The organism is Hymenobacter sp. UYP22 (assembly GCF_040547285.1).
Lineage (GTDB): Bacteria > Bacteroidota > Bacteroidia > Cytophagales > Hymenobacteraceae > Hymenobacter.
Genome location: NZ_JBEPPK010000018.1, coordinates 15,688 through 38,204, shown reverse-complemented (window position 1 = coordinate 38,204; position 22,517 = coordinate 15,688). Strand labels below are relative to the sequence as shown.

The following is a 22,517-nucleotide window of genomic DNA, read 5'->3' as shown; positions in this document are numbered from 1 at the left end:
GTCAAGCTGAGCTTGCTAAGGTCCTTGGCAGGCTCAGTTTGACAAAGAAACTCAATGACGGCGGGTGATGAATCGTTCGGCGGGGCCGGGCAGCCACTCCTCCCAGCGGTGCCGCCAGGGGGCCACTTTGCCGCGCAGGTATTTCTCCATGACCAGGGAGGCCAGCGGGGCGGCCGAGCTGCCGCCAAAACCGGCGTTTTCAATGAACACGACAATGGCAATTTTAGGATCCTCGGCCGGGGCGAAGGCGGCGAAGGTGGCGTGGTCGTCGCCGTGGGGGTTTTGCACGGTTCCGGTTTTGCCCGCTACTGATATGCCCACATCCAACAGGCTAGCCGCACTGCCGGTACCGCCGCGCCCATCTACTACTCCCTGCATCCCGGGAATAATGGCCTCGAAGTGAATGGGGTCGACGCCCACCGTGTGTTTCTCCCGGAACTGCGGCAGCGGCCCGCCCTGGCCCACGCTCTTCACAAAGTGGGGCGTGATGTACCAGCCTCGGTTGGCAATAGTGGCCATTACGTTAGCCATCTGCAGGCCGGTAATGCCCACCTCACCCTGCCCGATGCTGAGTGAGTATACCGTGCGGAAGTTCCAGCGGTGAAAGCCGTTGCGCTTGTCGTAGAAGTCGGACGAGGGAATCAGGCCTTTCTTTTCCTGCGACATATCCACGCCCAGCTTCTCGCCCAGCCCAAACTTCATCACCTGCCGCCGCCACTCCGCCAGGCCCAGGCGGGCATCCTCGAAGCGGTTGGTGGACCGCCCACGCATGACGGCTGCGCGCATTACCTGATAGAAGTAGGGGTTGCAACTGTTTTTGATGGCAATACCCACGTTACTGGGGTACTCGTGGCGGTGGGTGCAGCGCACCAGCTTCCAGTTACAAGCAAACGGCGTTTGGGGCGAAACCACGCCCATTTGGAGGGCCACCAGCTCATTCACCAGCTTAAAGGTGGAGCCGGGCGGGTAAGTAGCCATGAGCGGGCGGTTGAACAGGGGCCGCTCGGGGTTATTGAGCAATTCCATGTAGCGGTTACCCATGCCCTTGCCCGACAGCGTGGCCGGGTCAAACATCGGAGCCGAAACGAACGTCAGAATTTCGCCGGTTTTGGGGTCCAGGGCCACCACGGAACCCCGCTTGCCCGCCATCAGCTTCTCGGCGTACTCCTGCAGCTCCGAGTCGAGGCTGAGGTGCAAATCCTGCCCGGCCACCGACAGCGTATCGAACTCCCCGCCCCGGAAAGCGCCCTTCTCAATGCCGCGCACGTTCACCATGCGGTACTGCACCCCGCGCCGGCCCATCAACTGGTCTTCGTAGTAGGATTCGAGCCCGGTAATGCCCAAAAACTCGCCGGGCTGGTATTTGGCGTAGCGGGGTTTTTCCAGGAAAGCCGGCGTAATGCTACCCACGTAGCCCAGAGCGTGGGCCATGCTGTGGGTGTTGTAGGAGCGCGCCATGCGGGCCTTCACGCTGAAGCCGGGAAAGTCGATGAGGTTGTCCTGAATGGCGGCCAGCTCGGGCGTACTCAGGTTTTGCACCAGCGGAGAAGCCTTCACGCGGCTGAAGGCTTTAGCCGCTTTCAGGCTCTCGCGCACTTCCTCCAAGGGCAGCTGCAGCAGCTCACAAAACCGCAGAGTATCTAGCTGCTTCACTTCCCGGGGCACTACCATCAGGTCATACACCGGCGTGTTCTGCACCAGAATCTGGCCTTTCCGGTCGTAGATGAGGCCCCGATAGGGTGCCTGCACAAGGCGCTGGAGCGTGTTGCGGTCGGCGGCCAGCTTGTAGCTGCCATCCAGCACCTGAATGTAAAAGAGGCGGGCCGCAAACACCAGCGCCACGGTCAGGAAAATTGCCTGAACAACGTACTTGCGGCCTTCGAGGTATTGCAAAGCGAAAAGTCTGAGACGAAAGGTGTTCCGGTGCCGTTACCGGAACCACAAAGATACTTCAGGAAGTGATGAGATGGTAAGCGGCCATGCGGCTGAGTTCACCATCTGAGTTACTTAAAAGGCGAAAACAGCACGATAAGCCCCCTGGTTCACTGTCGCGCTTTTTCGTTCGTTACCGACTGCGGCGGCGCGTGGGGAAGAAAACCAGCTGAATAATCAGCAGCGTGAGGCCGGTATACAGGGTGCTCACCACCATTTTGGCCAGCATAATGCCCGGTACCCGGAAGGAGCCCAGCTCAAGCAGAAAATAGGCCACGTGATGAATACCCACCAGCATGGCCAGGTACACCACCATCCACTGCCAGCCCATCTGGTGAATATTCACCGAGTCCTGGGCATCATACCCGTCTCGGGGGGTGAGCAGGCGCAGCACCCAGGGCCGCACGTACATCAGCAGCACGGCGGCAGCGGCGTGCACCCCGCCGGTATCAAACACAGTATCCAGCAGGATGCCCGTCAGAAAACCCAGCAGCAGTTGCACCACGATGGGCGTGTTGATGGGCAGAAACAGCAGAAAGCCCAGGTAAATCAGGCACCAGCCCAGGTCAAACAGCACGAAGTCGGTGCCGCTAATAAGCAGCACGTAGAGCGCCAGATACAGCACGGCGCGGCCGGCTTGCCACACTATTTCGAGTAGCCCCCCTCTCATGGTTTTTCCTCAGCTTCGGGTTTAATGCCGGCGCGAGCCTCCACCGTGTCCCGCTCGGCGCGGGGGCGGCTGGTTACTAGGTACACGTAGGTCAGGCGCGAAAAATCTGTGGCCAGCCGCACCTGCACCGTCCAGAAATTTTTATCGGGCTCCTTCACAAACGACTCAATAGTCCCGATGCGCACGCCCTCCGGGAACACCGCGTTGTAGCCCGAGGTAACCACCGTGTCGCCGCGCACCAGCTTGTTCTGGCGGGGCACGTTGTCCAGCAGCACGTGCGTGGGGTCGTCGCCCAGCCAGCGGATGGTGCCAATGGTGCCGTCGCGCTGAATGCGGGCCGAAATAGTGGATTTGGAGTGCAGCACCGAGGTAATGGTAGCGTAGTGCTCCGAGGTAACTTTCACCCGGCCCACCACGCCCTCGGCCGAAACTACCCCCATACCGCTCTTCACCCCATCCACCGAGCCCACGTTCAAAGTCAGGTAGTTATCCACGCGGCGCTGGGTGCTGCTCACCACCCGGGCCGGAATCAGGGGATAGTCCGGGTCGTGGGCGGCTAGTTGGCGCAGACCCAGCAGCAGCGAATCGGGGCGGCCCAGCAGGGCCAGGCGGGCCTGCGTCACGCTGTCCTTGCTTATGGGCAAAGAGTCGGCTTGGCGGTGGCTGAGGTCAGGCGGGTAGAGCTGCTGGCGCAGGCGGGCGTTTTCGTGCATCAGCTCCTGGTTCACGTCAATCAGCCGGAAATAATCCTGCACCTGGTTGCGCCAGTCCAGCACCTGCCCCACGTAGGCGTTGGAAGAGTTGAAAAAGGCGGCCCGCTGATAAGAGCTGTTGCGCACCAGCAGATACAGGCTCACTACTTCCAGCACCGCAAATACCAGGATGCCCCGGTAGCGAAACAGAAAGTTGAGCAGGTTATTCATGAAAGGAGCTAGAAGCTAGAAACTAGGAGTCAGAAGCCAGAAGCCAGAATTGAAAGTTGTTCAACAACTCCCTCTCCCAACTCCTGGCTTCTGACTCCTGGCTCCTCAATACTACGTCAGCAGGACGCTACGGAAGGCTTGAATGTTTTTGATGGCCGCGCCGGTGCCGCGCACTACGGCGCGCAAGGGGTCCTCGGCAATGTGAATGGGCAATTTGGTTTTGACTGCCAGGCGCTTATCCAAGCCGCGCAATAAAGCGCCACCACCGGTCAGATGAATGCCATTCTCGTAAATATCGGCCGACAGCTCGGGCGGGCTGATTTCCAGGGCTTTCAGCACGGCTTCCTCGATTTTAGCCACCGATTTATCCAGGGCAATGGCAATTTCGGAGGAGGTCACCTTGATAACTTTCGGAATGCCGGTCATCAGGTCGCGGCCGCGCACCTCAAAGTCGGGCGGGGTTACTTCCAGCTCGGTCAGGGCCGCGCCTACCTCAATTTTGATGCGCTCGGCAGAACGCTCCCCAATGAGCAGGTTGTGCTGGCGGCGCATGTAGTCCAGAATATCCTGGTTGAACACGTCGCCGGCCGTTTTGATGCTCTGGTCGCAGACGATACCCGAAAGGGCAATTACCGCAATTTCGGTAGTCCCGCCCCCGATGTCGATAATCATGGAGCCCACGGGCTGCTCCACATCAATACCGATACCGATGGCGGCGGCCATGGGCTCCTGAATCATCCATACTTCCTTGGCCCCGGCGTGCTCGGCGGAGTCACGTACGGCGCGCTTTTCCACCTCCGTAATACCGCTCGGAATGCAGATAACCATACGGTGGGAAGGCTGAAACAGGCGCGTGCGGGTATCAATCATCTTGATAAGCCCCTTGATCATCTCCTCCGCCGCGTGGAAGTCGGCAATTACGCCGTCCTTCAGCGGGCGAATGGTTTTGATGTTGTCGTGGGTCTTTTCGTGCATTTGCTGCGCCTGCCTTCCCACGGCAATTACTTTATTGGTAGTGCGGTCTTTTGCGATGATGCTCGGCTCATCCACCACAATTTTATCGTTGTGAATGATGAGCGTGTTGGCCGTGCCCAGGTCAATGGCAATGTCGCTGGTCAGAAAATTGAAGAAACCCATCGAGTAACGGCAAGTGAATGAGAACGGGCGGCTTGCGCCCGTTAAAAGTGGGGGCAAAAGTAAGCAAGTTTCAGTGAAGCCCGGCATCCGGGCAGATCAATCTGAAGCAGCTCAACACCGGTAGCATCCCAGCATGGGAATTGGTCCGGCGTCCCGAACGAACGGCGGCCGATTTCATTGCACTACGGCCCCTGCTCTAGCGCGAACCTGCTCGCCTTCAGGCAAAAAACAGTACGGCCGTATAGCAGAAAAGCCCGGCCACCAGGGCCAGGGTTTTCTACTGTAGTCAGGTTAAAAATAATTTTTGGCTTAGGCTGGGTTAGTGTTTGAAGTGCCGCACGCCGGTAAGCACCATGGCCATACCCAGGCGGTTGCAGGCGGCCACGCTGTCCTGGTCCTTGATGGAGCCACCGGGCTGCACCACGGCCCGGATGCCCGCTTCACCGGCAATTTCCACGCAGTCGGGGAAGGGAAAGAAGGCATCGGAAGCCATAACAGCTCCCTGCAGGTCGAAGCCGAAGCTGTGAGCTTTCTCGATGGCTTGGCGTAAGGCATCCACGCGGGAGGTCTGGCCCACACCCGAGGCCAGCAGCTGCCCGGCCCGGGCCAGCACGATGGTGTTGCTCTTGGTGTGCTTGCATACTTTGAGGGCAAATTCCAGCGCGGCCACTTCTTCCGCCGTGGGAACCGAATCGGTTACGGTGCGGAAATCAGCTGCTCCCTCCACAACTTTATCAAAATCCTGCTCGATTACACCGTTGAGCAGGGTTTTCACCTGCTTGGCAGGAAACTGCACGGGTTTCTGGCGGAGCAGGATACGGTTTTTCTTGCTTTGCAGGATGGGCAGGGCCTCGGCGGCAAACTCCGGGGCAATCAGCACTTCAAAGAACAGCTTGTTCAGCTCCTCGGCCGTGGCGGCATCCACGGGCTTGTTCACGATAATCACTCCACCGAAGGCTGAAACCGGGTCGCAGCTGAGGGCGTTGAGGTAGGCTTGGTGCAAAGTATCGGCCTGGGCTACGCCGCAGGCGTTAGTATGCTTAAGAATGGCGCAGGCGGCGGGGCCAGCGGCGGCAAACTCCTGCATGAGCAACACGGCCGCGTCCACATCTACCAGGTTGTTGTAGCTGAGCTGCTTGCCGTGGAGTTGATCGAACAGGGCGTTCAGGTCGCCGTAGAAAGTGCCGGCCTGGTGGGGATTTTCGCCGTAACGCAGCGGGGTAGCAGGCTTTTCGGAGAGCTTGAGGGCCGCGCCGCTCAGCTCCGTACCCTGGGCCATGTAGCGGAAAATCTGGGTGTCGTAGTGGGACGTGGCTTCGAAGGCGGCGGCGGCATAGTGGCGGCGGTCCTCCAGGTCGGTGGCGCAGCCTTTGGCCTGCAGCAGCTCGGTTACGGCCGCGTACTGGTCGCGGGAGCTGACCACCAGCACGTCGCGGAAGTTTTTGGCCGCGGCCCGCAGCAAAGAAATTCCGCCAATGTCAATCTTCTCGATAACGTCCTGCTCCAGCGCACCCGAGGCCACGGTTTCCTCGAAGGGGTACAAATCCACAATCACCAAATCAATGGGCGGAATCTGGTGCTGCTCAGCTTCCTGCAAGTCGCTGGCCTCGTGGCGGCGGTGCAGAATACCGCCGAATACGGTGGGGTGCAGGGTTTTTACGCGGCCCCCAAACACCGCGGGAAAGCCCGTCAGGCTTTCCACGGCCGTAACCGGGGCACCCTGCTCCTCAATAAATTGCTGGGTACCGCCGGTGGAGTAAATGGTTACGCCGTGCTCCTTCAATAGCGCCACCAAGGGCTCCAGCCGGTCTTTGTAATACACGGAAACGAGGGCGGAACGAATGGGCTGCGACATGGCAAACGGGCTTTAAGATGAAATGCTGCGCGAAGGTAGGCAGCCCCAGCCGGGCCGTTGTTACGGAATTATTAACTGCGCCGCTTTGGCCAGGCCGACGGTAAAACTTCGGTATCCGAATAGCTCAACTAGTAGCACAGCCGTATAGCCAAGTTCAACTATGCGCTCTATGCTGGCCTCTCTACCCTCCGTTACCTCATCTGTCTCCTTGTCCAGCCCGCTTGCCGCTGAAGAGGCCGCCGCTGAGCTGGCTCCCCGCCTGTTTGCCCAGGCCCCGAACACGGATGAGGAAGGCTGCTTTCCGACCACCGAGTTTGCCTGGCTGCGCGAGGCCGGGCTGCTGCAGGCCCCCTTAGCCACGGCCCTGGGTGGCTGCGACCTAAGCCAGCCGGCCTATACGGATAAGCTGCTCAGCGTACTGCGGCATATTGGGCGGGGTAACTTGGCCGTTGGCCGGGTATATGAGGGCCACGTAAATGCACTACAGCTACTGCAGCGGCTCGGTAGCTCTACCCAGCAGGCCCGTTGGGCCGCCGATGCCCGGCAGGGGCACTTATTTGGGGTGTGGAACACGGAAGCCCAGGATGGAGTGAAGCTGGAACCCTTGCCAGGCGGCCGTTTTCGGTTACGAGGCCGCAAAACGTTTGCCTCCGGGGCTGGCTCCCTCACCCGCCCGCTCCTGACGGCCGCACTGCCCGATGGGGGCTGGCAGATGGTGATTGTGGCAGTGGATGAGCAAGTGCCGGAGTATCAACCCGAGTTTTGGCAGCCCCTGGGCATGCGCGCCTCGGCCAGCTTCATCGTGGATTTTACGGGCCTGGAAATTGGAGCGGAAAACCTGCTGGGGCAACCCGGCGACTATTACAGCCAGCCCTGGTTTAGCGGGGGCGCCATCCGGTTTGCGGCCGTGCAGCTGGGCGGGGCCGAGGCCGTAGTGGATGAAACCCGCCGGTTTCTGCAGCAACTGGGCCGCACCACCGACCCCTACCAGCGCCAACGCCTCGGCGAAATGGCCTTTCTGCTGGCTAGTGGCCAGTACTGGCTGCACGCCGCCGCCCACCTAGCGGCCACTGAGTCCTCTTCGGCTGAAACCCTGGTAGCCCACGCCAACCTAATGCGCTCCGCTGTGGAAGACATCTGCCTGCGGGTGCTGCCGCTGGCGGAGCGTTGCGTGGGTGCCCGGGGCCTGTTGCGCCCCGAGCCCTTCGAACGCCTTCACCGCGACCTGACCCACTACCTGCGTCAGCCCGCCCCCGACGCGGCCCTGGCTGACGCCGGCCGCTACGTGCTGGAGCGCTTGGAACCAGCTTACCGCTTGTGGGCAGGCTAGCCGGCACCGGGTAGTTTGCGTAGTAAGGGTATGTCTACTTTTTCCAGCACTGCTTATCCAGTGCTACCGCCTGCCGCAGCCGCCAGCCTAGGGCCCACCGTGGTAATTGCTCCCCACCCCGATGATGAGTCCTTGGGTTGCGGAGGGCTGATGGCCTTGTTGCGCCAGGCCGGCCAGCCAGTTTGGTGCGTGCTCGTCAGCGACGGTACTATGTCGCACCCAAACTCCCAGAAGTTTGCGGCCCCGGCCCGGCAGGCGCTGCGGGAGCAGGAGCTACGCGAGGCGCTGGCCCTATTACACGTTCCGGCGGAGGCCCTGCACTGCCTGAACTTGCCAGACGGTGCCGTGCCTCTTCCGGATGCACCCGCCGGAGCCACCGCCGCCCAGCAGCTGACTGTCTTTCTACAGCAAGCCCAGCCAGCTACCGTGCTGGTACCCTGGCGGCGCGACCCTCACCCCGACCATCGCGCCACTCACCGGTTGGTAGAGGCCGCGTTGCAGCATCTGTCTGATCCGCCCAGGCTATTGGAGTACGTGGTGTGGGCTTGGGAACGGGCTGAGCCGGCCGATTTACCGCAGACCGATGAAGTGCAGGGCTGGCAGCTAGACATTAGCTCCGTGCTGCCGCAAAAGCAGGCGGCCATTGCCGCGCACCGCTCCCAACTGGCCGGCTCCCCCATTGACGACGACCCGACCGGGTTTACACTGGCCCCCAGTATGCTGGCTCATTTTGCCCAGCCCACGGAGCTGTATCTGGAAGCCATCAGCTAATTTTTGCTCTGCTATGAAACCGAACTCGCAACAACCCAACACCCTGCCTCCCTCCTACTTCGATGAGGTATATCAAGCCAACGAGGACCCGTGGCAGTTCGAAACCAGCCCTTACGAACGGGAGAAATACGCCGCCTCAGTGGCCGCTCTACCACGGGCTCATTACTCCACTGCCTTCGAAATAGGCTGCTCTCTGGGTGTCCTAACTGAGCAGCTTGCTCCCCTCTGTGGGCACCTTTTGGCCGTAGACGTGGCAGAAGCGCCGCTGGACCGGGCCCGCCAACGCTGCGCCCATTTGCCCCAGGTTGAATTTCAGCTGCTGCAGGTACCGCAGGCTTTCCCAGCTGGGCAGTTTGAGTTGATTGTGGTGTCGGAAGTAGGCTACTACCTGAGCCCGGAGGATTTGCAGCTGGCCCGCCAGAGAATTGTGCAGGCACTGGTGCCGGGTGGTCATTTGCTGCTGGTACATTGGACGCCCCCCGTGCACGACTATCCCCTGACGGGCGACGCCGTGCACGAGTTTTTTCTGCAGGAAGCTTACCCGTTTGGCCCCTTGGCATCCGTGCACGCTGAGCGCCACGACACCTATCGGCTAGACCTGCTGGTTCGCCAGTAAAGTATTGCTAGGCAGCGTTTACCGGGGACAACCGTGGAGTAGCCTGCACTACCAGTTGCCGCAATACCCGAATGGCTTCTGACAGCGGCAAGAGAGGCTGCTGCTCCAGGCTAGCGCGTAGTTGGGGCTGGTACTCCTGCCACAACTCGCCAAAAGTGGTGTAGCAAGTCAATAGAGGTACTAGGCTCTCCAATAATGGGTGGGTGGTAACGGGTTGCCCGTTTCGGCTCTGCCACAACAAGCGCGCCTGCCGCCGAATACTGACTTCGGCGGCTATTTCCGCCGGGTGCGCAACCAGTGGCTCCACCCCGCCCAGGCTGGCCCATTCGCGCAGCTGCCACGACAGGCCCACCGCTACTCTGCCCTGCTGCCGCCCGGAGGTAAACACTTGCACAGTTGGGCTGTGGCGTACGCGCAAATCTTGTCTGATCAGTGCCTGGTACAGCGCCTCATCTTCCAGGTAAGGCACAACCGGCAGCCCCCCCACCCGGCGGTAGGCCGCTGCCGTAATGGCGAAGCTGGCCCCAAAGTGCTGGTGGTGACGCGGCCAGGGGTCGTGGGGAAGTGGGTCGAGGAGCTGCTCCAGCTGAGCCCGCAACAGCTGATACGTGGCATCCTGCAGCTGGCAGCGCCGTACGGGTCCGCTCGGCTGGGCTTCGGTAGTTAGAATACGCCCCCCCACGGCATCGGCGCCAGCAGCCAGGGCCGCAGCCGTAGCTGCCAGCCAGGTAGGGCTGGCCTGCGTATCAGCATCAGTGCTGGCAATAAACCCCTGCTCACAACCTGCCAACTCTAGGCGGCTGCAGGCTTCATCCATCAGTTGCCGCCTAACCTGGCCTATGTGCGCGTCTGCGGAGGGCAGGTGTATTTCGGCAACGTGCAGCGCCAGGGCAGGATGCTTTCGGGCCCATTCGCGGGCAACAGCAGCAGTGTCATCTTCGCAGTTATTAGCCAGCAATAGTACCTCAAAGCTGCGCGGCGGCAACGGGTTGCCCTGCCGGTCGGTCTGGGCTGCCAAAGCGGTAAGGGTGGCCTCAATAGTTGCGGCCTCATCCTTGGCGGGCACAATAACGCTGGCTTGTAGCCCTGATACCGGCGGAGCGGCGTGGCCCCAAGGCGAATCAAGCGCGAAGCTGGCCGGTGAGGCAGTATAAAATCGGAGGGGAGAAACAGGTGGCATAGAACACTGGATACGTGTACTGTACTGGGTAACGTTGACCTACTTACTTACACCGGGCTAGTCAGAATACCGAGGAAGTAAAAACCCCAAACCTATTGGCTTGGGGCTTTGCTACTTAGATGCCGTATAACGCAGAGGTTAGAATGCTTCGCCCACGGCGAATATGATACCGGAGTTACCGCCGGAGCCTACCCCATAATCGAGGCGGATGTTGAGCCGGTCACGGCGGTTGAAGCGGAACCGGGCCCCAACCCCACCCGCAAACTTCAGCCCATCAAAGGTGTATTGGTCAATGGCAGGGGCAACCTCACCAACCGCACCAAACACGGCTCCATCAATGCGCCAAAACAGCTTCTGCCGAATTTCAGCCTGGGCGGTAGTGAACTGACGGTCACGGTAGCGGGCTTCGTAAATACCCCGCATCAGATAGGCGTTGTTGTAGAGCGAGCCGCCCAGCGTAGCCCCCATGCCGCCCCATTCCCGGAACGGAACCGAGCCAGTGTGGTACTGTCCCAAAAACTGCAGGGCCAGAATGGTATTGTTCGACCCGAACAAGGGCTTAAAATGGCGGGCGTCCACCATGTAGCGCGTGAAGTTATAGTCACTGCCCAGACCCTTGCCAGCAAACAGCACGTGCGCGTCCACGAAGCTACCCTTGTAAGTGGCCAGCACGTTGTCGCGGCCATCATACAACAAAGCTGGTCCTACGCCCGAGGTAGTGTAGCCAGCACGCTGCGCTGCCGGAATAGTATAGTACGAAGCCGTGTTGCCCTCCTGGTCTTTCAGCTTTACTTCGCCCAAATCGGTGAGGCGGTAGCGGATCCCCACGAAGAGGTTGGGCAGTACCTTCTTCAGAGCTTTTTCATCGAATACCCACAGTGGGTACTGGATATGCGACTCGTCGGCCTTGCTGGTTTCGTTGCCGCGCCCGTAGTAGTTGAAAGCCAGATCATAGTAGCTCAGTTCTCCCGAGAAATAGAACTTCTCCTCTTTGGTGAAGATGGTGTGCGTGAGCTGCGCTGTAGTCTGCTTTTCCTGCGAAATCCAGGCAATGAGGCGGGCATTGGACTTGCGCACCGTGGTATCCTGGCCGAAGCGCCACACGGGCAGAATAGCCGCGCCCACAGCAAAACCAGTTTCCTGCTGGTAGAAGGCAATGGGCACGGGAATAAAGCTGGGCTTGTCTGGGTCGTCGGGGGTGAGCTTGAGCTTGGCGGTTTTCTGAGGAGCCAGAGCCCGGTTCAGGCCCAACGGAGCACCTTCAGAAATGCTTTCTTCGGCAGCAACCGGGGCTACGGAGGCTAGAAGCTCGGATGATTCGGGGGTGGCAGAGGCAACCGACTGCGCCTGAGCGGCGGGGGCAGCCAACGCACCTAGCGCCAGCAGCGGGTAGAAAAAGCGCATACTAGATGGCTTGGGGTCAGAGTGGTAGATGGGAAACAGACGATGCTCAACCAGTCGGCAGCGCCGTAAGGCGGCACCGGGTGGCATATTGGTAGCCTAACGCAACAGATAGGACTACGGTTGTGCCTGTTTATGCCCTACCAGGCCCTCACACCCACACCATCGACAGTACCCCCGCCAGCATTATCCATTTGCACCCTGCGCTAAGCCCAGCAAAGTGCCGGCGTCGGTCGGCCCGGTGCAGGTGATAAGCCAGCCACAACAAAGGAGCCAGCACTAGCACTACCAGCCACGCTCCTAGCAGCCACTGCTGGTCCACTATTACCCGGTAAGCCGCTCCGCCAACCAATAGAGCCAGGCACACCACAAAAAAACCGGCTACCCACTTGGTGCGCGGCACGCCCCACACAATGGGAAGGGTACGGCAGTCATGCTGGGCATCACCGCGCATGTCTTCCACATCCTTTACAATTTCGCGCACCATGGTGAGCAGGAAGGCTGCCAGCGCGTATCCCCACACCATGCGCTGGCCGGTGCGCACTTGCAGCTCGGGTAGCAGCACCAGCGCCGCCGTAAGAATGGCAATGCTAAAGTTGCCCACCAGCGCCACGCGCTTAAACCGTACCGAGTAGCCCCACAGCAACACCGCCGAACCCAGATTTACCAGGCCTAGCCACGGCGACAGGAGCCCGCTCACTACGATACCTATACCCGAGAGGAGCAGGTGCCCCAGCATGGCGTGGCGGCGGTTTACGGAGCGCCCGATAACCAGCCGCCCCGGCCGGTTAATGGCGTCAATCTTAACGTCGTAGTAATCATTGATGATGTAGCCAGCCGCCCCAATGCACAGGGCCGCCAGCACCAGAATACCAAACTGCGGCGCCACTATTTGCCGCCAGGGTGCTCCCGGCAGCAGCAGGCACGCCCGCACCAGGAGCAGGCACAGGGCCATAATCAGCAGGTTGGGCAGCCGGATCAGGCGGGCCAGCTGCTGCCAGCTGCCGGCTTCCCGTGCTGGGTGGCCAGCATCGGCAGCCAGGCCATCGGGAGCAGAAGCAGAGGGTAAACGCGCCATACAAAACCGGGTAAATGGGCCAGGCAACCAGCCCCGCTGCAAAGATGCACTTCCTGACCGCAGCGCCCACAAAAAAGCCTCTCCCGAAATGGAAGAGGCTTCTTGTACCTGTGCTCAAAACCTTGTGTAAGCCACTGTCTTACAGTTTCTTCACATTTACCGCGTTAACGCCTTTACGGCCTTCCTGAGTGTCAAACTCTACGCGGTCATTCTGTTGAATCTGGCCCCCGTTAAGGCCGGTAACGTGGACGAAGAAATCTTCATTCGTGCCGTCTTCCGTAATGAAGCCGTAGCCCTTCGACTCATTATAGAATTTTACGGTTCCTGTTTTCATGAAAAGAAAGAAAAGGTAGGTTGATGATGGTTGGGGTAAATATAGAGGGATTTTAGAAAAGCACAACCCCGGCCGCAGCAGGTGCAACCGGGGCTATAAGCTTTGAGCAGATGCCCAATACCAGAGGCTACGATGGCGCTACCAGGTTTGGTGCTGCTTCATTACTAGTTCAATCAGCTCACGCACGGCGCCGTGGCCTCCAGGCAGCGTGGCCGTGTAGTTACTGATGGCGCGCACATCGGTGGCAGCGTCGGCGGGGCAGGCAGCCACGGCGCACCGGCGCATTACCTCAATATCGGGCATATCGTCGCCCATGTAGGCAATGCTGCTGGGCTCCAGATGGTAGGTATTGAGGTAGCTATTGAAGATTTTCATCTTATCATCCACGCCCAGGTAAATGTCGCGCACATCCAGCGACTCCAACCGTTTGCGCACCCCCTCTTCCTCCCGGCCCGAAATAACAGCTACCCGGTACCCCTGCCGGATGGCATGGCGCACGGCGTACCCATCCCGAATGTGGAAGGCACGGGCCTGCTCACCGGAGTTGAGCGCCAAGAGGGTACCATCCGTCAGCACTCCATCCACATCGAAGATGAATACCTTGATGGCAGAAAAATCAGGAGAAGAAGCCAAGCAATTGAAAAATAAGAAAGTAGAAAGAGGAAAGCCAGCCAGAAAAGGCCGGTTGGAGAAAGACGTACGGCCAGGCTTGCCTGTTTACGTTTACTTCCTGGGCCCCTGGTTTCCGGCTGCTCCTGCTCTATTGGTTATCGCGCCACTCGTACACCCATTTAGCCTGGATCTGCTCCAGGTGGCCTTCGGTTGACTGCTCACGGGTGCCTTCGAAGTTGGGCAGACCCAGTACCCAGTCCAGCAGCTCGGTGAAACGGACGCGGTAGATTTTAGCCTCGTTGAAGTCGTTGCCAAATTTCTCGTACAGGGCCATGGCAATATCTTCATGGTCGCTCCACTGCATCGGGGGCTCGAAGTGGTTCATATAGACGAAGGTGGTTGAAGGTGGTAGATGTAGCTGATTGTGGACAGTGTGTAATGGCTGATTTGCACATCTATTCACGTTTCTCACATTCAACCACATTCAAGATTTAGTGACCCAGGAACTCCTGGGGCGGAATCTGTACTACGATATCCTGGTTGCCCTGCACCACGCACTGACAGCCCAAGCGGGAGTTAATGCGCGGGTTTACGGCCCGATCAATGAAGTCTTCTTCCTTGTCCGAAATTTCGGGCAGGTCGTTTTCACCCTGCAGAATGTAGACGTGGCAGGTGCTGCAGCCGCATACACCGCCGCAGTTGTGCTGCAGCTGAATATCGTTGTTCAGGGCCACATCCAGCACCGATTCGCCCTCGGCGGCCATGTGCGTCTGGTCGGGCTGGCCGTCCTGAAACTTAAAGGTAATGTGTACGGCTTTCACGGCGGAATGCTAGGTGGGGCAAGGCAAAAATGCGGGTGCAAAGGTAGGCACGCCGCCTCCCGAATCAAAGCTACAGACTGCCCCTATTGTTTCGGGTAGGTTGCTGAGCTGTTTGCTGAATGCTGGCCGTGAGTTGAAGGTAGAGGCTCTGCCACTGGGGGTACTCGGCCAGGGCCTGGGTGTGCCGCTGTAACGTACCGGCATCGTGGCGGACGGCGGGGCCGGTTTGGGCCGTGAATGGGGGCTGGCTCAGGGCCTTGGCTACTGTTTCCTGAATAAGTGGGTGCAGCAACTCCCAGGGCAGCCCGGCATCGGTTAGCAGCGCGTGGCTGATGCCCAGCAGGTGGTTAGGGAAATTGCTGGCCCACACGGCAGCCAGGTGCAGCTGCAACCGCTGGGCCGAGGTTAGCTCCCGCACATCATGGCTGAGGGACTCCGCCAACTGGTGCAGTGTGGCCAGTCCCGGAGCATCGGCGGCTTCCAGGCAGAGGGGCACCGTTGCCCAGGTAATTTCCCGACCCGCGCTGAACGTTTGAAGCGGGTAAAACACGCCGCCCCGAATAGTCGGATGCTCCGCAAACACAGCTAGCGGCAAGGCGCCGGCCGTGTGCGCCACCAGTGCGCCTACCGGAAAGATGGCAGCGGCCAGCACATCCGGTACTACTGCGTCGGGCAAAGCCAGCAGGTACACATCGGCCGGGGGCAGCGCCTGCAGGCTGGGTAGCACCCGCGCGCCGCGTACCGTAGCGGCCACTGCAGCGGCCGATGCTGGGGTACGGCTCCAGATACCGACTACCGTGTGCCCTGCCGCAGCCAGGGCCAGTAAAAGGTGCTGCGCGACTCGGCCAGCACCCAGTAGCACAATTTGCAGCGGGTATATAGAAGCCGACTGCTGATTGACCTCAGCACCCATACACCTGCATTAAATTCAACTCAAACGGCCTTTTCATGTCAATATTATCAGTTTTGTGCGCAATATTTGACATCTTGTTACCTAACACCCGCATTGTACTTAAAGCGGCTGAGTGGTACGTCCTTTCAGACCGACATCTTCTTTCATTTTCCTTTTTCTGAGCAGCATCTATGACACACTCTTACAAAGCAACGCATTCGGGCCGACACTGGCGTAAGCTGGCGCTGCTGGGGTTGCTGAGCCTCGGCTACCAGGCCGCGCAGGCCCAGACGCCGGTTCGCTACGCACCCTCGGCGGTGCAGAATGTGGCCGGCACCTATACCGACCTGGGTACTACGGGCACTGCCATTACCACTGCCAATACCGACGACGACAACTCGGCTGCCACCCCCCTGGGCTTTACTTTCCAGTTCAACGGCCAGTCTTTTAATGATTTTGTGCTGAACACCAACGGTATTATCCGGCTGGGCACGGCAGCACCATCTGCAACCAACCTTTTCGGCGTCTACGAGAATGGGCAAGCCCCCGGGGTTGACCCCATTACCAGCACCAGTACGGCGGATGTTAACCTGATTGCCCCGTTCAACTTCGACCTGGAAGCCGGTTCGGCAACGGGCGGCACTGAGTATCGGGTGGCAACGACTGGTACGGCTCCTAACCGGGTGACGACCATTCAGTGGAAAAACGTGAGCGACAAAGCGGGCGGAAACGCCAAGCAGTACGCCAGCTTCAACTTTCAGGTAAGGCTCTACGAAACCACCAATAATATTGAATTTGTATACGGCCCTGCGGTAGCGGCCACTACGGGCACCGACATTGCCCGCTACCCCACGGTTGGCATTAAGGGCTCTGGCAGCGCCGCTGGCCAGACGGTGCTTGGCAACCGCACCTCTTCGGCCGCGGCATGGTCGACCACGGCGTTTATTACTGGCGTTTACACCACCTCCACGCACAACTTCCGTCGCTCCACTACCCCAGATGTAGGACGTACCTACCGCTTCCGGCCCCAGTTGGCCAACGATGCCCGGCCTGCGTTTATCTACACGCTGGGTAAGTTGCCAACCCCAGCCGGTACTCCTCACAGCATCCAGGCACGGGTAACCAATGCGGGGTCAGAAGCGCAAACCAATTTGTCGGTAACCGCTACTGTCAGCGGGGCTAACAGCTTTACCAACACTAAAACCATACCTACCCTAGCGGCCGGCGCCTCCACAGTTGTTACTTTCGATGCCTTCAGCCCGACGCAGACCGGCACCAATACCATCCGGGTGGTAACGGCTGATGACCAGGACAATACCAATAATACGGCTACTACCACCCAGTTGGTAAATGCCACTACGTTTGCTTACACGCAACAGGGTGTGGCCCCTACCAGCAGCGTAGGTTTCAATACGGGCAGCGGGATTTTGGCCAACAAATACACGACTTCCATTGAACGCTCAGTTTCAGCCGTGACGGTGCGGCTGGCCGACGCCAACTCGGTGGGAAAAACGGTATATGGCGTAGTGCTTAGTAGTGTCGGTGCCATTTTGGGCCGCTCAGCCAACTATACTATCACAGCCGCCGACATTAATGCGGACAAGACATTCACGCTTCCGGTTCCGGTTAATGTTGCGCCCGGAAGCTTCTTGGTCGGTCTGGCGCAGGTAGCTAGCTCAGTGGGCTTTTTCCCAATTGCGTTCCAGGGTACCGAAAGCCCGTTGCGCTCCGATGCCTACTTCGAGGTTGCCCTGAATGGTGGAACGCCCAGCGAAATTACGGGTGCCACGTTGGGCACCTTCATGATTGAGGCCGTGACGGGTGCGCCCATCACATGCTTCTCGCCCTCCGACGTGGCCATCAGCGCCATCACCAGCACCAGCGCCGTGGTTACGTTCTCGGCTCCCAATGCCAACGGCACGGCATACACCATCATTTACGGTCCCCGGGGCTTTGACCCCGCTACGGGTGGTACCCGGGTGCCTGCTACACCTGGCTCTACCACACTCAATAATTTGATGGTAGGCATGCCGTATGATGTATACGTGCGCACCAACTGCGGCGCTACGGAGGTGAGCTTCCTGCTGCCGCCCGTGCAGTTTTTCACCCTTTGCATTTCGCCACGGGTTACGGCCTTCCCCTATACTCAGAACTTTGATAACGCTGCTCCAGGTGAGTTGTCCTGCGGTGTAACGGTAGCTAATGTCAATGGCGACACCCGCACCTGGACGCCCGCCAGCACGGACATTCAGGGTGGTGCGCCGGCTTCGGCGCCTTACCACATGCGCTACATCTACAGCCCCAACTTCGCGGCGGATGACTGGTTCTTCCTGCCCGCCATGACGCTGCAGGCAGGCTTCACCTACCAAGTAGCCTTCAAGTACAAGGCAGCCGTGAACAACTCCTCCGAAAAGCTGGAAGTGAAGTACGGTACCGCCACCACGCCGGCTGGCCAAACCAACCTGCTGTGGCGCAACGAGAGCATCACGAACACTACGTATGCTACTACCACTGCCGGTACGGCTGCCGGCCAGGTGCTGCCCATTACGCCTACCACCACGGGCACCTACTACGTGGGCTTCCGCGTATTCAGCGACGCCAACCAGTACAACCTGTACGTGGATGATGTGACGGTAACGGCCACGGCCGTAACCTCCTCCTCGGCGGCCCTGCTGCGTGCTATCAGCGTATTCCCCAACCCTTCGGCTGGTAAGCTGAGCATTGAAGTAAGCAACGCCAACGCCCGCAACGGCCTGCAAGTTGAAATCAGCAACATGGTAGGTCAGCGCGTGCACACGGCAACCATCCGCGACAACATGACCAACCAGCTTGACCTTTCCGGCCTGGCCAACGGCATGTACGTGGTGAAAGTGCGCAACGGCAACGAGTACATGGTGCGCAACATCAGCATTCAGAAATAAATCTTCTTGCTGCTCAGCCTTGGAAAAGGGCCGCCAAATGGCGGCCCTTTTTTATTGGTAAGGCCCCGGCACTTAATAGAGGTTACGGGTGAACTATCCGTTTTATCAAGTCCTTACTACAAGCCAGAAAATGAGTGTATTGCACAAGCCAAGTGACAGAACTTTAGGGGCTTATTGCTAGCATAGTCAAAGAACTGGCCACAGCAAGTCCGTAGTAGTACCCTTATAGCTTCTCTTACCCGCCAGCGTGTACCACTGTGGTGAAGGTGCCTGAACTGGCTTGGCGCACTACCCGGTCACGTTAGCCTCTTCCACTTGCCATTCTAGTCGAAACACGTCTGAAGAACTGGCCACAGGCAGCACCACTTAGCATCCAGATTACAAAACAGCCGCTAATAACAACGACTCCGGTACTTCACCAGAGTCGTTGTTATTAGCGGCTGTTTTGTAGCCAAATAGCTTACTTAGGCTACTTGCTTGGTTTGCTGTTGTTGGCGAGGGGCAGCTTCGGGGACCGGTACAGCTTCCACCGCTTCCGTTTCGCGGCGGCGCTTGTAGATAGCCATACCAAAGCCAAGAGCCATTAGCAAAGTACCGCTCCAGAGCAGATTGATGAAGGGCTTCTCCACCGCTTTCAGAATGATATAGTCCTTCTGGGTGGTGCTTACGCCGAAGGTGAACTTGCCCTTCTGCGGGTCCACGTTCAGGAAGCTCAGGCGCAGGCCCAGATCCTCCACCTCATCGGGCACGCGGCCAATCATGCGGTTGCGCACCACAAATACCGGGTGCACGTGGTACTGCTTCTTCTCCCCGTACACCAGGAAGTCACCCTGAATAGCCAAGTCACCTTTGTTCAGGCCCAGGCCGGCCGTTTGGTGAGCAGGCTCCACGGCCCGGAACACGGCAAAGTAGTCGTTGAGGAAGATGGTGTCGCCCACGCTCAGCACGTGTTCCTTTACCTCGCTCCAGTCCTTCTCCTTATCCACTGGCGGCACGGCGCTGATGTGGGAGTAGATGTCGTGGTCGGCAAATTTCTGGATATCAGGCGAGGCCAACAGGCCGCCCATTTCCTCGTTCACCTGGGCCCGGGGGTAAAGCGTGAAAGCATCACCCGTTTTGCGGTCCTTATACTCGACGCGGTAGAAGGTATTCTCGGGGTTGATTTCGACGGTATCTCCGGCTTTGTAGTACACCTTGTCGCCGCGCTTGATATCGGCGCGGGCCAGGGTTTTGTACTCATCCACGGTGCGGTAGAGCAACTGCTTATCTACGTAGCCGGGCACGCCGGGCACATCCCAAAACTGGCCGGTATAACGCACGTCGTACTTACCCATGGGGGCCGGGTCGTTGCGCCACAGCAGCACGTTGTCCTGGTTGGTGGTTTGGTCGAACTCCCGCGAGTAGAGCAGGCCCGACACGTTTTGGCTGATGATATTAGAGTACCCGGCCGAGGCCAATACGCCCAGCAGCATCAGGGCAATACCCATGTGGGCAATACCGCCACCCGAGAGGCTCACTTTGCGCTTGAGTAGCGTAAACACCATGCTCAGGTTGGCCAGCACCCCAAACAGGGCGGTGGTCAGCAACACAATGTAGGTGATGCTCATTTTGTGGCCGTAGTACTGCACCAGCAGAATCACCAGGGCCGAAACGAGGAGGGTGAGAATGGCCGGTACGGTGAGCGTATTGGACAAGCTGGACTTGTCGTTTTTCTGCCACCACATAATCTGGGCCAAGCCCGAGAAGAAGGCCACGCCCACGCCCATCCACAGCTGAAACTTGGTGTAGTGGGCAATCTGGTCGGCGGGCAGGGCCACGTTAGTCTTCACCCCAATAAAGCCCATGAAGGCATTGTACACCGGAATGCTGGTAGTGAACAATACCTGGAAAGCACCCAGGCACAGTACCGTAGCGCCCACAAACACCCACAGCTCGGCGTTGTAGGTCGTCAGTTCTTTTTCCGAAACCGGAATCTGCTTCCAGCGCCATATCAGCAGGCCAATGGCCAGCACCACAAAGGCGCCCAGATAAATCAGCAGCTGCCCGGAGAGGCCCAAATCGGTGAAGGAGTGCACGGAGGCGTTGCCCAGCACACCCGAGCGGGTAAGGAAAGTAGCGTAGAGTACCAGCAGGAAAGTGGCAATGACCAGCACGAAGCTGGTGCGCAAAGCCGTGCGGCTGCGCTGCCACAGCACTAAGCCGTGCAGAGAAGCCACCAACACCAGCCAGGGGATGTACACGGCATTTTCCACTGGGTCCCAGTTCCAGTAACCGCCGAAGTTCAGGGTTTCATAGGCCCAGTAGGCGCCCATTACAATGCCCACGCCCAGCACCATGCCGCCCCAGAGCGACCAGCGCAAGGCCGGTTTAGTCCACTTGGTCAGCTCACCCTTCCAGAGGCCGGCAACGGCGTAGGCGAAGGGCACCAAGGTGAGAGCAAACCCCAGGAACAGCGTGGGCGGGTGAATTACCATCCAATAGTTCTGGAGCAGGGCGTTCAGGCCAGTACCGTCTTTGGGCACAAAGTTGGGCTGGGTTTTCCACACCGGCAGGTCAGGCATGAAGTCGCGCAGCAGTATGAAGGGCGAGGAGCCGATTTTCAGGTCGCCGAGCACTACGCCCAGAATCATGGAGGTGAGGAACAGCTGTACGCCGGCAAACACGGCCATAACGGGCGCTTCCCAGCGGCGGCCGTAGCGCATCAAGACTAGCCCAATGCACACGTGCCAGAAAATCCAGAGCAGGAAAGAGCCCTCCTGCCCTTCCCAGAAGCAGGAAATCATGTAGTACACCGGCAGGTGGTTGCTGCTGTGGCTCCAGGCGTAGTAGTACTCGTAGCGGTGGCCGTGAATGATGCCGAACAGGCAGGCTATAACGGCAACCACCGCCAGGCTATGCACCAGAAACGCCCCGCGCCCCAGCCGCAGCCAACCAGAGTCGGTGTCGCCGAGGGCCCGGCCCTGGCCAGCTTTGTAATAGGAATACGCCGCCACCGTGGCCGCCACAAACGCTACTATGACACTCAGGTGTCCCGCGTCGCCGATAAGGGTGTTCAACATGTGCTGCTGCGTTGAAAGTCAATCAGTTTGCCAGATACTCTACCAGACTGATCAAGAGTTGTTTTATGTACTTGAGAAGAAACCCGGTGCCGGCGCATGCGGCCGGCTCGTCGTTCCCACTGTTTCTGTTGCTGTTGTGCCTGCTGGCGGGTTTGCGCGGGCGCTCGGGTGGGCTGAGTACCCAACTTGCTGTGGCTAAACCACTGCTGCTGCACCAGTACCGGTGCCGCCTCATCCGCCGACTCGGCAATGATTTGGTAAAGGTAGCGCCCGGGCGCGGTTACTGTATCAGTCCAGCTGTAGCGCGGAGCGGCAGTGCCGTAGGTGCTGCGAGCTACTGCTACCACGGCCTGGCTGCTGGCCCGAAACTCCGCCGCCTCCCGCCGCCACACCCGAAACCGGGCTACCGCGCCAATGGAATCAGGCAGGGACCAGTGCAACGTAACCATGCGGCTGGCACTAGGGGCCGCCGGGGCGGGCGGTAGGGCTACTGCGGGCAAGCCCTGAGCGGTGGTGCTTACAGCCAAGTTAAACCGGCAATAGTCGCGCAGGTAGCCATCCACATTCAGTAAATACGGCTGACCCGCCTCCAACCCATCCAGCGCCACAAACACGTCGTCCTGACTACCCAGGGAGGTGCACGACAGTACCCGGTAAGTAGCCGGCTGGCAGGGGGTGCCCGTGAGTACCACTACCTGCACCCCGCGCGTATCCCGGCACTGCTGCCCGCTGATATTCACGAAATACTGCCCTGAAGCGGCCGGCGTAAACTCAAACCACTGGTCGTTGTGATACTCAATGCATTTGCCCGTCAGGCGCTCATCCACGCAGGACCACTGCACGGTGCAGTTGGTGGTGGTAGAGGCCACTGGCTGTTCTGCCTGCAGTACCAGCCGCCGGGCAATGTCGTCGTTTGGTACCTGAGCGTTGGCAGTAGTAGAGGGCAGCAACCACAAAGCAGCCAAGACGCTTAGCCAACCACAAG

The 22,517-nt window shown here is 59.2% G+C and carries 19 protein-coding genes; 4 read left to right on the top strand and 15 right to left on the bottom strand.

Going from position 1 to position 22,517, the window contains the following annotated elements; all coding sequences use genetic code 11:
- Positions 1-51 precede the first annotated feature (51 nt).
- From mrdA to purH, 5 genes are all read right to left on the bottom strand, one after another.
- Entirely contained in the window at positions 52-1,893 is a 1,842-nt protein-coding gene (gene mrdA, locus ABIB60_RS20435; protein ID WP_354582226.1) for a penicillin-binding protein 2, read from the bottom strand.
- 172 nt (positions 1,894-2,065) lie between these two features.
- Positions 2,066-2,602, bottom strand: coding sequence for a hypothetical protein (locus ABIB60_RS20430; protein WP_354582225.1), 537 nt, complete (start codon positions 2,600-2,602; stop codon positions 2,066-2,068).
- The gene (mreC, locus tag ABIB60_RS20425; protein ID WP_354582224.1) at positions 2,599-3,525 is read right to left on the bottom strand and encodes a rod shape-determining protein MreC; all 927 of its coding nucleotides are present in this window, start codon (positions 3,523-3,525) and stop codon (positions 2,599-2,601) included. The genes ABIB60_RS20430 and mreC overlap by 4 nt, the downstream gene beginning before the upstream one ends.
- 111 nt (positions 3,526-3,636) lie before the next feature.
- Positions 3,637-4,662, bottom strand: a complete 1,026-nt coding sequence (locus ABIB60_RS20420) for a rod shape-determining protein (protein WP_315999962.1) — start codon at positions 4,660-4,662, stop codon at positions 3,637-3,639.
- 319 nt (positions 4,663-4,981) lie between these two features.
- Positions 4,982-6,517, bottom strand: coding sequence for a bifunctional phosphoribosylaminoimidazolecarboxamide formyltransferase/IMP cyclohydrolase (gene purH, locus ABIB60_RS20415; protein ID WP_354582223.1), 1,536 nt, complete (start codon positions 6,515-6,517; stop codon positions 4,982-4,984).
- A 169-nt stretch (positions 6,518-6,686) separates the two neighbouring features.
- On the opposite strand from purH, the gene ABIB60_RS20410 reads away from it, so the two are divergent.
- From ABIB60_RS20410 to ABIB60_RS20400, 3 genes are read left to right on the top strand one after another with little or no spacing between them, the layout of a single operon-like run.
- Positions 6,687-7,847: an acyl-CoA dehydrogenase family protein gene (locus tag ABIB60_RS20410; protein ID WP_354582222.1), complete on the top strand. Its 1,161-nt coding sequence runs from the start codon at positions 6,687-6,689 to the stop codon at positions 7,845-7,847.
- Between the two features lie 30 nt (positions 7,848-7,877).
- Positions 7,878-8,618 (top strand): PIG-L deacetylase family protein, encoded by a 741-nt coding sequence (locus ABIB60_RS20405; RefSeq protein ID WP_354582221.1) that lies wholly within the window; start codon positions 7,878-7,880, stop codon positions 8,616-8,618.
- 13 nt (positions 8,619-8,631) lie between these two features.
- Positions 8,632-9,234: an SAM-dependent methyltransferase gene (locus ABIB60_RS20400; protein ID WP_354582220.1), complete on the top strand. Its 603-nt coding sequence runs from the start codon at positions 8,632-8,634 to the stop codon at positions 9,232-9,234.
- Between the two features lie 7 nt (positions 9,235-9,241).
- On the opposite strand, the gene ABIB60_RS20395 is transcribed toward ABIB60_RS20400, so the two are convergent.
- The 8 genes from ABIB60_RS20395 to ABIB60_RS20360 form a co-directional block, all read right to left on the bottom strand.
- Positions 9,242-10,414: a glycosyltransferase family 2 protein gene (locus ABIB60_RS20395; RefSeq protein WP_354582219.1), complete on the bottom strand. Its 1,173-nt coding sequence runs from the start codon at positions 10,412-10,414 to the stop codon at positions 9,242-9,244.
- A gap of 138 nt (positions 10,415-10,552) precedes the next feature.
- Positions 10,553-11,818: a BamA/TamA family outer membrane protein gene (locus ABIB60_RS20390; protein ID WP_354582218.1), complete on the bottom strand. Its 1,266-nt coding sequence runs from the start codon at positions 11,816-11,818 to the stop codon at positions 10,553-10,555.
- Positions 11,819-11,966: 148 nt separating this feature from the next.
- Positions 11,967-12,893: a geranylgeranylglycerol-phosphate geranylgeranyltransferase gene (locus tag ABIB60_RS20385; RefSeq protein WP_354582217.1), complete on the bottom strand. Its 927-nt coding sequence runs from the start codon at positions 12,891-12,893 to the stop codon at positions 11,967-11,969.
- A 139-nt stretch (positions 12,894-13,032) separates the two neighbouring features.
- Entirely contained in the window at positions 13,033-13,227 is a 195-nt protein-coding gene (locus tag ABIB60_RS20380) for a cold-shock protein (RefSeq protein WP_315999970.1), read from the bottom strand.
- Positions 13,228-13,365: 138 nt separating this feature from the next.
- Complete coding sequence (locus ABIB60_RS20375; RefSeq protein WP_354582216.1) at positions 13,366-13,860, bottom strand: KdsC family phosphatase; 495 nt, start codon at positions 13,858-13,860, stop codon at positions 13,366-13,368.
- Positions 13,861-13,987: 127 nt separating this feature from the next.
- Positions 13,988-14,224, bottom strand: a complete 237-nt coding sequence (gene iscX, locus ABIB60_RS20370) for a Fe-S cluster assembly protein IscX (RefSeq protein ID WP_354582215.1) — start codon at positions 14,222-14,224, stop codon at positions 13,988-13,990.
- A 106-nt stretch (positions 14,225-14,330) separates the two neighbouring features.
- Positions 14,331-14,660 (bottom strand): 2Fe-2S iron-sulfur cluster-binding protein, encoded by a 330-nt coding sequence (locus tag ABIB60_RS20365; RefSeq protein ID WP_354582214.1) that lies wholly within the window; start codon positions 14,658-14,660, stop codon positions 14,331-14,333.
- 70 nt (positions 14,661-14,730) lie between these two features.
- Positions 14,731-15,573, bottom strand: a complete 843-nt coding sequence (locus ABIB60_RS20360; protein WP_354582213.1) for a Rossmann-like and DUF2520 domain-containing protein — start codon at positions 15,571-15,573, stop codon at positions 14,731-14,733.
- 170 nt (positions 15,574-15,743) lie between these two features.
- Here ABIB60_RS20360 and ABIB60_RS20355 point away from each other — a divergent pair, with 170 nt between their 5' ends.
- Entirely contained in the window at positions 15,744-18,473 is a 2,730-nt protein-coding gene (locus ABIB60_RS20355; RefSeq protein WP_354582212.1) for an NIDO-like domain-containing protein, read from the top strand.
- 464 nt (positions 18,474-18,937) lie between these two features.
- Here ABIB60_RS20355 and ccsA read toward each other — a convergent pair whose 3' ends face one another.
- Complete coding sequence (gene ccsA, locus ABIB60_RS20350) at positions 18,938-21,532, bottom strand: cytochrome c biogenesis protein CcsA (protein WP_354582211.1); 2,595 nt, start codon at positions 21,530-21,532, stop codon at positions 18,938-18,940.
- Positions 21,526-22,497, bottom strand: coding sequence for a hypothetical protein (locus tag ABIB60_RS20345; protein WP_354582210.1), 972 nt, complete (start codon positions 22,495-22,497; stop codon positions 21,526-21,528). Before ABIB60_RS20345 ends, ccsA begins: the two co-directional genes overlap by 7 nt.
- Positions 22,498-22,517: the final 20 nt, after the last annotated feature.